This window comes from Phytopseudomonas daroniae (genome assembly GCF_004327285.1).
In the GTDB taxonomy this organism is placed as follows: Bacteria; Pseudomonadota; Gammaproteobacteria; order Pseudomonadales; family Pseudomonadaceae; genus Aquipseudomonas; species Aquipseudomonas daroniae.
The window spans coordinates 1-13,381 of the sequence record NZ_QJUI01000026.1; the positions used below are offsets into that span (position 1 = coordinate 1).

General features: G+C 61.7%; 9 protein-coding genes. 3 read left to right on the forward strand and 6 right to left on the reverse strand.

All coding sequences use genetic code 11. The features are described from left to right. Window positions 1–175: 175 nt before the first annotated feature. The 5 genes from DNK06_RS22150 to DNK06_RS22170 form a co-directional block, all read right to left on the reverse strand. Window positions 176–421 carry a DUF6429 family protein gene (locus DNK06_RS22150; RefSeq protein ID WP_131182159.1) on the reverse strand — a complete coding sequence of 82 codons (246 nt, stop codon included), beginning with the start codon at window positions 419–421 and terminating at the stop codon, window positions 176–178. Window positions 422–443: 22 nt separating this feature from the next. Beyond that, the gene (gene selO / locus DNK06_RS22155) at window positions 444–1,907 is read right to left on the reverse strand and encodes a protein adenylyltransferase SelO (protein ID WP_131182160.1); all 1,464 of its coding nucleotides are present in this window, start codon (window positions 1,905–1,907) and stop codon (window positions 444–446) included. Further along, window positions 1,904–5,236, reverse strand: coding sequence for a mechanosensitive channel MscK (mscK, locus tag DNK06_RS22160; protein WP_242674759.1), 3,333 nt, complete (start codon window positions 5,234–5,236; stop codon window positions 1,904–1,906). Before mscK ends, selO begins: the two co-directional genes overlap by 4 nt. Window positions 5,237–5,304: 68 nt before the next feature. Further along, window positions 5,305–7,047, reverse strand: coding sequence for a potassium/proton antiporter (locus tag DNK06_RS22165; protein WP_131182162.1), 1,743 nt, complete (start codon window positions 7,045–7,047; stop codon window positions 5,305–5,307). Between the two features lie 171 nt (window positions 7,048–7,218). Beyond that, window positions 7,219–8,190 (reverse strand): helix-turn-helix transcriptional regulator, encoded by a 972-nt coding sequence (locus DNK06_RS22170; RefSeq protein ID WP_131182163.1) that lies wholly within the window; start codon window positions 8,188–8,190, stop codon window positions 7,219–7,221. Window positions 8,191–8,594: 404 nt separating this feature from the next. Between DNK06_RS22170 and DNK06_RS22175 the strand changes: the two genes are divergently transcribed. Together DNK06_RS22175 and DNK06_RS22180 are read left to right on the forward strand one after the other, a co-directional pair. After that, complete coding sequence (locus tag DNK06_RS22175) at window positions 8,595–10,772, forward strand: TonB-dependent siderophore receptor (protein WP_278248844.1); 2,178 nt, start codon at window positions 8,595–8,597, stop codon at window positions 10,770–10,772. Window positions 10,773–10,867: 95 nt separating this feature from the next. Further along, a complete protein-coding gene (locus DNK06_RS22180) occupies window positions 10,868–11,167 on the forward strand; it encodes a DUF2218 domain-containing protein (RefSeq protein ID WP_131182165.1) in 300 nt (99 codons plus the stop codon). A 34-nt stretch (window positions 11,168–11,201) separates the two neighbouring features. Here DNK06_RS22180 and ppx read toward each other — a convergent pair whose 3' ends face one another. Next, a complete protein-coding gene (ppx, locus tag DNK06_RS22185; protein ID WP_131182166.1) occupies window positions 11,202–12,704 on the reverse strand; it encodes an exopolyphosphatase in 1,503 nt (500 codons plus the stop codon). Between the two features lie 267 nt (window positions 12,705–12,971). Here ppx and trxA point away from each other — a divergent pair, with 267 nt between their 5' ends. Continuing rightward, window positions 12,972–13,298, forward strand: a complete 327-nt coding sequence (trxA, locus tag DNK06_RS22190) for a thioredoxin TrxA (RefSeq protein ID WP_042552299.1) — start codon at window positions 12,972–12,974, stop codon at window positions 13,296–13,298. Window positions 13,299–13,381: the final 83 nt, after the last annotated feature.

Here is a 13,381-nt window from a genome sequence, read left to right on the forward strand (position 1 = left end):
CTGGATCGCTTGGCTTGCCCAGGCAATGTGGCTCCATCTTCGCCCATTGGGCGTCGGTGAGTACAAGTCTAGTCATACCCAAAATTTCACCACAGGAAGGCGGGGTAGGGAAAGCTGTATCTCAACAGACCCTAGGCTACGCGCCCCGATCCATCCTACGGAGTTGATCCGCCATCTATTGACGATCTGCTTTGCCGTCTGCTGCGAACAAGCGGTCAGCGATGGCGGTGCCTTTTTCCAGGCCTTCTGCGGTTAGCCATACTGATTTGTTTTTTCCTCGTGGGTCGTCGATCAAACCTTGTTGGTGCAGGGCGTTCATCACGTCGAAATCGAAGCCTTTCCAAGATCGTCCACCGTCGAAACTGAAGGTGGCAAGAAGTGCCAGTACGGTTTCTTCGATACGTTTTGGGTCGTATTCCACGGTTCTGTCTCCTTTGCAGGTTTCACGATGAGCAACTGATCTCCAGGTGCTTGCCCCAGTCCGGCGGGCGCTGGGCGTAGCGTTCCTTGCCGGCCTGCTGTTCGAACGGTCGGTTCAGCACTTCGTGCAGTTCGCGCACGGGCGCATAGTCGCCCTGTTCGGCGGCGGCGATGGCTTCCTGGGCGAGGTAGTTGCGTAGCACGTAGAGCGGGTTGACGGCGTGCATGCGTGCCTGGCGAGCAGTCTGATCGTTGTCTTCGCGTGCGCAGCGGGCCAGGTAGTCGGCGCCCCAGGCATCGAAGCCCTTGAGGTCGACGAAGTCATCACGTACCACGTTGAGAGCATCGGTTGGTGCCTGTTCGCCGAGGTGGCGGAAGAACAGGTGGTAGTCCGTGGATTTGCCTGCCTGCATCAATGTCAGCAGGCGCTGGAGCAGTTCTTCGTCTCCGTCCTCGGCCGTAGTGAAGCCCAGGCGCTTGCGCATCAGGTCGTTGTAGTGAGCCTGGTACAGGGGCAGGAACAGGTCGAGGTTTTCGCGCAGGGTGTCGACTTCGACCAGCGGCGTCAGTGCCTGGGCCAGAGCCGAGAGGTTCCAGTGGGCGATGGGTACCTGGTTGCTGAAGCTGTAGCGGCCGGTGTCGTCGGAGTGATTGCAGATGTGGTTGGCATCGAAGTCGTCGAGGAAGGCGTAGGGGCCGAAGTCGAAGGTGATGCCGAGGATCGACATGTTGTCGGTGTTCATCACCCCGTGGCAGAAACCGTAGGCCTGCCAGCGGGCGATCAACTCGGCGGTGCGCTCCAGCACGGCGCGGAACAAGGCTTCGTAGGGCTGTGGCTGTTCCAGGCATTGCGGGTAATGACAGGCGAGCACGTGGTCGGCGAGCTGTTTGAGCTGGTCGTGCTGGCGCGTGTAATAGAAATATTCGAAATGGCCGAAGCGAATATGGCTCTGCGCCAGGCGTACCAGCATGGCCGCGGTTTCCTGCTTCTCGCGCCAGACTGGCGTGCTGGAGCCGGTAACGCACAGAGCGCGTGAGCTGGGAACGCCGAGGGCATGCAGGGCTTCACTGGCGAGGAACTCGCGGATCGAGCTGCGCAGCACGGCGCGGCCGTCGCCCATGCGCGAGTACGGCGTCATGCCGGCGCCCTTGAGGTGCAGATCCCAGTGCTCGCCCGCGTGGTTGAGCACTTCACCCAGCAGCAGGCCACGGCCATCGCCGAGGCGCGGGCTGTAGCCGCCGAACTGGTGGCCGGAATAGACCATGGCCCGCGGCTCGGCATCGCTCCACAGCTGGTTGCCGGAGAACAGCTCGGCGAACACCTCGCGCTGCGCTTCCTGCGGGTCGAGGTCGAGGAGCGCCAGGGCGTCGTGGCTGACCACTACCAGGCGCGGCTCGGCGATGGGCTCGGGCAGCACATGGGTTGAAAAGCTGTCGCCGAGCCCGGCGAAACGGTTGTCGAAGGTCAGGGTGTCGAGGGTTTTCACTGTTTGGCCTCGTTGTCTTTTGCGACCGGCTGTGCCTCCTCGATCTTCAGGGTGTCATGAGGTACCTGGGCGCGGCTCAGAACCACGTCCATCTTCGGCGTGCTGGACAGGTTGATCTCGTTATCGGCGAACAGCTGGTCGATGCGCCGGTTGAGTTCGTCGGTGGCGGCGCCGCGGTCACCGAGTTCCTTGACGTAGAACTTCAGCTCGTGGGTCAGGCCGCCGGGGGCGTACAGGCTCAGTTGCGCGGTAGGCGCCGGGTCACGCATGACCCGAGAGTTCTCCTGGGCGGCCTGCAGCAGCAGGGTGCGTACCTTTTCCAGGTCGGCACCGCGGTTGACCACGAAGGTCAGTACGATGCGGGTTACCGTATCGGTCAGCGTCCAGTTGATCAACTGGCTGGTGACGAAGGTCTTGTTCGGCACGATCACTTCCTTGCGATCGCTGTCGATGATATGCGTGGCGCGGATGTGGATACGTTTCACCGTGCCGGTGACGCCGCCGATGGTCACCAGGTCGCCGATGCGCACCGGGCGTTCGAAGAGGATGATCAGGCCGGAGATGAAGTTGGCGAAGATTTCCTGCATGCCGAAACCAATCCCCACCGACAACGCCGCGACCAGCCACTGCAGCTTGTTCCAGCTCACTCCCAGGGTCGACAGGGTGACGACGATGCCGGTGCCGAAGATCACGTAGGACAGCAGCGTGGTGGTGGCGTAGGCGCTGCCCTGGGCCAGGCGCAGGCGAGACAGTACCAGCACCTCCAGCAGGCCCGGCAGGTTGCGCCCAAGCGCCATGGTGATGGCCGCGATGATCAGTGCATACAGGGCGTCGAGCAGGCTGATCGGGATCAGCGAGGCGGCGCTGCCGACGATGGTGCTGCCGTTGTATTCGTAGAGGGTGATGTTGTCGAGATAGGCGAACACCGAGATCAGGTCGGCCCATACCCAGTACATGACGGCGATGAAGGTGCCAAGCAGAGCCAGGCGGATCAGACGCAGGGACTGCTGGTTGACCTGTTCGATATCCAGGGTCGGCACCTCGAGCTGAATCTCCGTGCCTTCGCTGTCTTCTGCGGTCTGCGCCTCGCGTTTGGCGGTGGCGCGCTGGTAGGCCAGGCGCCGCGCGGCGACGGCCAGGCCGCGCACGAACACCGCCTCCACCACCAGCCAGATGAGCAGCAGGTACAGCGTGTCGATCAGGCGGTCGCTGAGTTTCAGTGCGGTGTAGTAGTAGCCGAAGCACACGGCGAGAAACAGCGCCAGGGGCAGCATGCTGAACAGCACGCCGATGAACATGCGGAAGGTCGAGGCGTTTTCCCGCGCCGGGCCGCGTAGCAGCAGTTTCTGCAGCAGCCAGATCATCAGGCCGTAGCAGGTCAGTACCACGGCGATGCCGATGACGTCGTCGGACAGGCTCGAGGGCTGGTGCTCGGCCACGGTGACCACCGCCACCAGTGCCATGACCACCAAGCCGAGCCAGCGGATTTGCCGGTGCAGGTAGGCGACGTGAGAGCGTGCCCAGTGGAAGTGCAGTTCGGCCACGCCGCCAGGCGTGAAGATGCGGTAAACGGTGTAGAACACCAGCCACGCCTGGGCCATGCCGAGGAACGCCGAACCGAGGTTGACGTTGAGCCCGCGGGCGTCCATCTGCAGGGCGAAACCGCACAGCGCCAGAAACAGCGCGCCGGGCAATGCCAGCAATACGTTGAGGAAGATCGCCACCGGTGTGTGCAACTGGCTGTCGCGCTTGAAGTGGCCGATGTCCTTGTGCAGGTCGGTGAGCTTCTGGCTCAGGTAACGGCGCTTGTACAGCAGCAGGCCTATCACCAGCAGCAGCGGCAGGAACAGCAGTGGCCGCTCGATCAGCCCGGCGCCGAGCTGGCTCAGGTTGTCGAGCCAGGGCAGGTCGGCGATCTGCCGCTGCAACTGGGTGGGTACGTTCTTGAACCAGTCGAGGTTGAGCGGGTTGTTGCTGGGGATCCAGAACATCTGCTCGTCGAGGGTCGCGCGCAGTGCCGAGGCGGTGTCCTGCAGCTGTTTCTGGTTCAGTTGCAGGGTGATCGATTCGTTGAGTAGGGCGTTGAGCTCATTGTTGAGGCGGTCGTGCAGGGCGCGGCGCGTCTCGATCAGATCCAGCAGGGATTTGCGCAGCTCCGGTGTCACGCTTTCCGGCGGTTGGGTAGCCAACACCTTGTCGACATAGGCGCCGGGGTTGGCGATCTGCTCGCGTTGCTGGTTGAGCTCGAACTGATAGAGGCGGATATCGGCGATTTCATCGGCCAACCCGGAATCGAGCTTGAGCTTGGGTAGCGCCTGCTTCTGTTTATAAAGAATTTTCGACAGCAGCAAACTGCCCTGCAGCACGCTGATCTGCTCATCGAGGGCCTGATCCGTCTGGTTCAGGGTGTCGAGCTGCTGCTGGGTGCGCAGGTTGAGCTGGGTCAGCTCGTTGAGGCGGTCGGTGCCGCGCAGCAGGTAGTCGGACAGTTTGACGTTGAGCGTACTTTCCCGCGACAGCAGGGTGTCCGAGCCACCCACCTTCTGGGCTTCGATGGACTGCTCGGCAACGGTGCGCTCGGACTGGTCGCGGCGCTTCTCGTTGATCAGCGTCTGCAGATCCTGCAGCTCGACGTCCAGGCGCTTGATCTGTTCGTCGAGCAAGTCGCGTTGTGCCGTGCCCAGATCCTGCAGCACGCTGTTGCCGGCCATTTCCTGGCGACGCAACTGGGTCTGGGCGCCGAGCTGGGCCAGCTCGGCCTTGAGTTGGTTGCTGCGCTCGGCGGTCAGCGGCTTGCCATCCTCGCGGCCGTTCTTGAGCAGGTTGTTGATCTGCTGGGTGCGCGTCTGGTTGCTGCTGATCTCCGCCTGGGCCCGTTCCGGGCGCGTCTGGGCGGTGATGATCAGGGTGTTGGCGTCGTTGATCTGCTTTTGCCAGTCGCTCAACTGCGCGCTGCGTTCACTGAGAATCTGCTCCAGCTGAGCAACGCTGCTGTTGGCGTAGCGCTGGGCCACAGGTACCACTTCGCTGGCCTTGAGCTTGTCCAGCTCGCGGTGCGCGTCCTGGGTCTGGCGCGGCGCCTGGGCCAATTGCTTGTCCAGGGCCACCAGTTTCTGCCGGCTTTCCGCTTCGGCGTTGAGTGATGCCAGGGTTTTCTCCAGCGCCTGGCGCACCAGCGACTGTTCCGGTTCCACCAGCTTGCGATCGGCGAGAGTATCCAGGCTGTGCTGTATGTCTGCGCTGGTTGGGTTGGCATCGGCCCACACGAGCGACTGGGCCAGACAGAGGCCCAGCAAGGAAACGGCAAGAAAACGACGGAATGAGAGCATGGTCATGATCGCGGGGGAGGAGTCCTGCTGAGTCTACAGACTGGTAGAGAGTCCCGCGCGGCGATCTGTCAGAACGATAGACCTGGCCCCGGGCGGGCGCCTTCGGGGAATCTGACGCCGACCTTGCGGATCTTGTTCCCCTCCATCTCGGCCACTGTCCAGGTCAGCCCTTGCCACTCGACCTGGTCGCCTACCACCGGCCCGCCGCCGATCTGCTGGGCGATAAAGCGGCCCAGCTGCAGTGAGCGATCCAGCGCCTCTGTGGACAGACCATAAAGCGCTGCAATCGCTTCCAGCTGCGCATCGCCTTCGAGCACGAAATCGCCGAAGAAGCGCAGATCCATGCCGCGCTGTGGCGCCTGGCTGAACAATTTGCCGAGGACTGGCAGGTCATGTTCATGGCCGATCACACAGAGCATGTCGCCGGCTTCCAGCACGGTGCTGCCGGACGGGTGCAGCAATTGATGGTTGCGGAACAGGGCGGCGACACGAGTGGCTTCGGGCATTTTCAAGTCACGCAGATGCGCGCCGATGCACCACTTCTCCGCGCCCAGGCGATAGACGAACAACTCCCACTGGCTGGTCGGATGTACCTCCAGGCCAGCGCGGGAAATCGGCACCGGATCCGGCGGCACGGTAACTTTCAGAATCTTGGCCACCCACGGCAGGCTGGCGCCCTGCAGCAGCAGCGACACCAGCACGATGAAGAACGCCAGGTTGAAGTACAGCTGGGCATTCGGCAGGCCAGCCATCATCGGGAACACGGCGAGGATGATCGGCACCGCGCCGCGCAGGCCGACCCAGGCGATGAACACCTTCTCGCGGCTGTGGAAGGCGCGGAACGGGATCAGACCGACCATCACCGACAGCGGGCGAGCGAAGAGAATCATCCACAGCGCCAGGCCCAGAGCGGGGAGGGCGATGGGCAACAGATCGTGAGGCGTGACCAGCAGGCCAAGCACCAGGAACATGCCGATCTGCGCCAGCCAGGCCATGCCGTCGAGCATGTGCAGAATGCCGTGGCGTGAACGAATCGGTCGGTTACCGAGCACCAGGCCGCACAGGTACACGGCCAGGAAGCCACTGCCATGCAGGGTGTTGGTCAGCGCGAAGACCAGCAGGCCGCCACTGACCACCAACAGCGGATAAAGGCCATGGGCAAGATGCAGGCGATTGATGATTTTCAGCAGCAGCCAGCCGCCGCCCAGGCCGAGCACTGAACCGATGCCGAACTCCTGCAGCAGGTGGCCGAGGAAACTCAGGTGGAATTCGCCCTGACCCTTGGCGAGCATGTCGATCAGGGTCACGGTGAGGAACACCGCCATCGGGTCGTTACTGCCGGATTCGATTTCCAGGGTCGCGCTGACCCGCTCGTTGAGGCCCTTGCCGCCAAGCAGCGAGAACACTGCCGCAGCGTCGGTGGAGCCAACGATGGCACCGATCAGCAGGCCCTGCATCAGGTTCAGGTCGAACAGCCAGGCCGCGGCCATGCCGGTCAGCCCGGTGGTGATCAGCACGCCGACCGTGGCCAGCGACAACGCCGGCCACAAGGCCACCCGGAAGCTGCCGACACGGGTGCGTACGCCGCCGTCGAGCAGGATGATGGCCAGGGCCAGATTGCCTACCAGGTAGGCGGTCGGATAGTTGTTGAAGATGATGCCGCCGCCATCGACGCCCGCCACCATGCCAACGGCGAGAATGATGACCAGGATCGGGATGCCGAGGCGCGAGGACAGCGAGCTGACCATGATGCTCGCGCCGACCATCAGGGCGCCGACCAGAAGCAGGCTGTTGATCGTACTGGCATCCAAGGCGGTATGACTCCCGGGTCATGAGGCGAACCCGATTCTAGCCTGCACGCTGGCGCCGCTGTCAAAAATAGTTACAACTCCAATGTGCATCGACATCGTCTACGCAAAACGGGTGCTTCGTGCGCAGTGATCGCAGCCATTTCAGGGCGTAACGCCTGCGAAGGGGCGCGATCAGAGCCGCGAGCGAACCTGCTTTGGGGTGAGGCCGAACTGGCGCTTGAAGGCGGTGGCGAAGTTCGCTGCGCTGCCATAGCCCGCCAGCCAGGCCGCCTGGGCGACGCTGATACCTTCGCGCTCCAGCGCTTCACGGGCCTGGGTCAGTTTGCGCACGCGCTGGTATTCGAACAGCGTCATGCCCTGGCTCGTCTGGAACTGGCGCTGCAGGGTGTTGATATTGACGCCGACATCCCGGGCGATGGCTTCCAGCGTCCAGTCATCGGCCTGGCCACTGTCGAGCAGTTCGATCACCCGGCGGATGCGCTGATGTTCCAGGGGGCGCAGGCCCGATGCCAGCGTCACCGGATGCTGGCTGAGCATGGCCAGGGCTTCGCTGGCGATCTCCAGGCTGCGGCTTTCCAGATAGAGGTTGTCGAGCAGCGCGCCATAACCGGGCGGGTTGAGAATCTGCTCGGCCAGGGTCTGCAGGCGCGCCGACGGTTGCCAGCGGCGCATGGCCATGTGCTGGTTACTGAAACGAGTGATGGCGGCATGCTCGGGCTGGCCGTCCAGCCCGCCGCTATCCAGCCATTCCGGCGAAAGGCTGACCACCAGTTTGCGGATATGGGCGCCGCGTCGCGCCTTGCGGGAAAACAGCACGGGCTCGGCCAGGGAAACGGCGACGCCCTCGCAGCCGCTCGATCTGTCCGAGCCGAAGCTGACGTCGCGGTCGCCGTAACGTACGTCGCTGCGGCCTTCGAGAAACAGGACGAAATTCAGGCGCGGCTCGATCTGCAACTGCGTGCTGAAGTTATGCAGCTCGTGGCAGTCGGAACTGTGCAGCGATAGCCCGGAGCGCAAGCGTAGCCAGCGCAGCTTGCCGCGAAACAGATCGCCCCTGCAGGGCTCGCTCTCGATCAGACGTAGATCAGGGCTGACCTGGCGGATCAATTCCTGGGGATGTACGACGGTATCCGGGCTGGTCATGTGCATACCTGCGCGAGCGTGTCTGCGGCATCAGAAGAATGGCGCGAATCCGGCAGCTCGCTTTTGGCGAGCCAGGCACTGGCGGATGCTCTGGGGCAATCCGGCGAACACGGGATGGATTCACGGGCGCCCATGCCGGAAACGCCGGGCAAGCCTACTGCTGTACAGCCCTTAAATGCAAATGATTCTTAAGTGATCGTTTGTCGCAGCAGCGTTTGCGCAAACATCATTCTCGCTTGCGCAAACCTTTTCCCTGTAACTACATGTAAAAATTCTCTTCTGTAAATGAGAATCGATAGTCTTTGTCTGCCATCGTCAGTTTCGGGGAGAAATACGTGGGAAATCGTCGTTATGGAGCTTGGCCGTGCAATCAGCTAGCCGCTGCGGTGCTGCTGGCCAGTGGGTTGACCGGCGTCGTGCAGGCCGATGAGGCCGTGGAACTGGAAGAAACCAAGGTCATCGCCACCGCCCAGGAGGAGCTCAAGCAGGCGCCCGGCGTCTCGGTGATCAGTGCCGAGGACATCCGCAAGCGCCCGCCAACCAATGATATTTCGGAGATCATCCGCACCATGCCGGGCGTCAATCTGACCGGCAACTCGACCAGTGGACAGCGCGGCAATAACCGACAGATCGATATTCGTGGCATGGGCCCGGAGAACACGCTGATCCTGATCGATGGCAAACCCGTTGCATCGCGCAACTCCGTGCGTATGGGTTGGCGCGGCGAGCGTGACAGTCGCGGTGACACCAATTGGGTGCCTGCGGATCAGATCGAGCGCATAGAAGTCTTGCGTGGCCCGGCAGCGGCACGCTACGGCAGTGGTGCAGCGGGTGGGGTCGTCAATATCATTACCAAGCAGCCGACCGACAAACACTCCGGTACGGCGACGATCTACGCCAACATGCCGCAACATTCGGAGGAAGGCGCGACACGCCGCATGACGTTCGGGCTCAGTGGCCCGCTGGCGGAAAATCTCTCCTACCGCCTGTACGGCAACGTCAACAAGACCGATTCGGATGACCAGGACATCAATGAAGGCCATGAGTCGCTACGCACCGGGGTGCATGTCGGCAGCCTGCCAGCCGGACGCGAAGGTACCCGGAATCGGGATGTCAACGGCCTGCTCGAGTGGCGCATGACCCCCGAGCAGACGGTCAAGCTGGAAGCCGGCTTCAGTCGCCAGGGCAACATTTATACCGGCGACACTCAGAACACCAATACCAACGGCACGGTGAGCAGCATGTTGGGGCGCGAAACCAACACGCTGTATCGGCAGAGCTATTCCATTACCCATGAAGGTGACTGGGCGTTTGGCTCTACGCTGAATTATCTGCAGTACGAGAACACTCGCAATGATCGCCTCAATGAAGGGTTGGCTGGGGGGACGGAAGGGATTTTTGCGAATGTCGGCAGTAACACCATCGAACTGAAAAACCTAACGGCTCACAGCGAAGTGAATCTGCCACTCTCGGGGATGTTCGAGCATGTGCTCACGCTTGGCGCCGAATGGACAGAGCAGCGCATGGAAGACCCCAGTTCCAACACTCAGACGGTCACGGAAGGCGGTAGTGTTCCAGGGCTAGCTGGAACCGATCGCAGTGTCGACTCTTCCGCGCGGATCGCCTCGCTGTTCTGGGAGGACAACATCGAAGTGCGCCCAGGAACGACGTTGACCCCGGGGTTGCGCTTCGATCATCACAGTCAGTCGGGCAGCAACTGGAGCCCTGCGCTGAATCTGTCGCACAAGCTGACAGATACGCTGGCCTTCAAGGCAGGTATCGCGCGAGCCTACAAGGCGCCGAACCTGTACCAGAGCAACCCTGATTATCTGCTCTATAGTCGTGGGCAAGGCTGCTGGGGCGCGGGCGGTAGCTGCTACCTGATGGGCAACGAAAATCTCAAGGCGGAAACCAGCGTGAACAAAGAGCTGGGACTGGAGTTTTCGCAAGACGGTCTGATCGCCGGGCTTACCTGGTTCCGTAACGACTACCGCAACAAGATCGAAGCGGGTACCACCGCCATCGGCTCCGCCAGTGGTGGTACTGGTAGTTACGCCGGCTCCGATATCTTTCAGTGGCACAACGTCGACCGTGCCGTGGTCGAAGGGCTTGAAGGCACGTTGACGTTACCCTTGTCGAGCGACCTGAGCTGGAGCAACAACTTCACCTACATGCTCAAGTCGCAGAACAAGGACACTGGCGACCGACTGTCGATCATTCCCCGCTATACCATCAATTCCACGTTGGACTGGCAGGCTACCGAGAAGCTGTCGTTGCAGGCCAGCACGGTGTACTACGGCAAGCAGCAGCCTAAGAAGCTGACCTATCAGGGGCTGCCAGCCACAGGGTCGGAAACCCGTGAAATTTCTCCCTATGCGATTGCCGGCGTCAGCGGTACCTATGCGTTCAGTGATCATCTCAGCCTTACGGCCGGGGTGAGCAACCTGTTCGACAAGCGCCTCTACCGCGAAGGCAATTCGCAATCCACAGGCGACTCGCCAAACGTCATCTACGGTGCTGGAGCCCATACCTATAACGAGCCAGGACGTACGTTTTACACCAGTGTAAGTACGTCGTTCTAAGGGCGACTCGCCTTTGCGGGCACGGTCATGGGCCGTGTCCGCAATTCCCAATAAGCGCCGCCCAGCGGCCTACCACCATTGCGTGAGAGTTCTGCATGACCCGATTACACGGCACCGTGGCTACGACCTCGGCCTCCCTGTACATGACCAAGCTGTGCAAGCATTTCCGCCACAAGATCACTGTCGAGTTCGATGCCCGGGAGGCACGGGCAGAATTTCCCTACGGTTTGTGCCTGATGTATGCCGATGAACAGGCGCTCAGCTTCGAGTGCCAGGCTCAGGACGATGAGGCTGTCGCGAAGATGCGCGCGGTGGTGGATGACCACCTGGTGCGCTTTGCGAGCAAGGAAGCATTGCAGATCGACTGGCGGGCGGGGCCGCAGGAAAACGCCTGAGCGGGCACCGCGGATGCGCTGCCCGTCTACGGAATCAGCGAACGGTCAGCGCTATATCGATACGCTTGAGCCATTCGGCTTCGCTCTCGAAATCTGCCTGGGTCAGCGGGTTGGCGGCCAGCCAGCCATCGGGAAACTGGATCGCCAGGCTGGTGGGGCCGGCTTTCAAGCGCACGGTGGGCATGTTCTGGCTGCCGCGAATGTGGTGGAACAGGATGGCGAAACGCAGCAGCACGCACAGGCGAACCAGCTTTATACCTTCCTCGCCGAATTCGGCGAGCTTGTCCTTGGGGATATTGCGGCGGTGGCCGCGCACCAGCAGCGCGAGCATCTGCTGATCCTGGCGCGAGAAGCCGGACAAGTCCGAGTGCTCGATCAGGTAGGCACCATGCTTGTGGTACTGATAGTGGGCGATGTCCAGGCCAACCTCATGCACCTTGGCAGCCCAGCTGAGCAGTTCGCGGTGCCAGTCGTCGGTCAGCTCCCAATCCTTGGCCACTCTATCCAGTGCGGACAGCGCTTTGGCTTCGACGCGGGCAGCCTGTTCCTGGTCGACGTGATAGCGCTCCATAAAGGCTGACAGGGTGCGTTCGCGCACGTCTTCATGCTGGTGGCGGCCGAGCAGGTCGTAGAGTACGCCTTCGCGCAGGGCGCCTTCGGAATGGCTCATGCGGTTCAGCTCACAGGCGTCGAAGATGGCTTCGAGAATCGCCAGGCCTGCCGGGAAGATCGGTCGACGATCAGGTTTGAGGCCGTCCAGATCGAGCTTTTCGATATCGCCGCATTTGAATACCTTGCGTTTGAGCCAGGCCAGGCCTTCGCTATTGACCTCGCCATTGCTCAAGCCCGCGGACTGGATGGTCAGGCCGATGGCCTTGATGGTGCCTGATGCGCCCACCGCATCCTGCCAGCCGATGCGGCGTAGAGCGTGCTCGATGCCCATGATTTCCAGACGCGCGGCGGTATAGGCCTGGGCGTAGCGTGCGGGGGTGATCTTGCCGTCCTTGAAATAACGCTGGGTGTAACTCACGCAGCCCATCTGCAGGCTTTCGCGCAGCAACGGCTCGAAACGCTGACCGATGATGAACTCGGTACTGCCACCGCCGATATCGGTGACCAGGCGTTTACCGGACGTATCGGCAATGCTGTGCGACACGCCCAGGTAGATCAGGCGTGCTTCCTCGCGACCGGAAATGACTTCTACCTGATGACCGAGCAATGCCTCGGCGCGACGGATGAACTCGGCCCGGTTGCGGGCTTCGCGCAACGCGTTGGTGCCGACGATGCGCACCGCGCCCTGGGGCAGGCTGTTGGTCAACTGGGCGAAGCGGCTCAGGCAGTCGAGGCCGCGTTGCATGGCCTCTTCGCTGAGCTGGCGATGCTCGTCGATACCGGCTGCCAACTGCACCTTGTCGCCAAGTCGCTCGAGGATGCGGATTTCGCCATGATCGGCTTTGGCCAGCACCATGTGGAAGCTGTTGGAGCCCAGGTCGATGGCGGCGACCAGGGGAAAGGACTCGGCATGGGAGTGCGGCATGATCAATCAATCTCGAGGCAGAACCCCGTCATCGTGCCACGATAGGGCGCGCACGCCAACGCATACCGCCGTCGCAGGCATGCCGATCCAGGCTGACAGGCAGAGCTGACAAAGCCTGGCAAGCCGTCTGCCAGGCGGCATTTTCCATCGTCGCCATCGATAGCCGATATAGTTACGCTCAATGGCGAGCGCCTTCCTGTGTCAGGCTAGCCGGGCTATGATGGTCGCCACTTTTATCGTTATTGCCTGCGAACACGGAGACTTCCCATGAGTGAATTCATCACCAACGTCAGCGATGCCAGCTTTGACCAGGATGTCATCCAGGCAGAAGGCCCGGTACTGGTCGACTACTGGGCTGAGTGGTGCGGCCCGTGCAAGATGATTGCACCGGTTCTGGACGAAATTTCCAAGGAATACCAGGGCAAGCTGAAGATCTGCAAACTGAACATCGACGAAAACCAGGACACCCCGCCGAAGTACGGCGTACGTGGCATCCCGACCCTGATGCTGTTCAAGAACGGCAGTGTCGAGGCCACCAAGGTCGGCGCCCTGTCCAAGTCGCAGTTGGCCGCTTTCATCGACGCCAACCTGTAAGGTCGTCTGAAAAGCCCCGTAGACAACGGGGCTTTTTTCTGTCTAAAGGCTAGACGCATTCGTAAAGCCGATGTTACATTCAG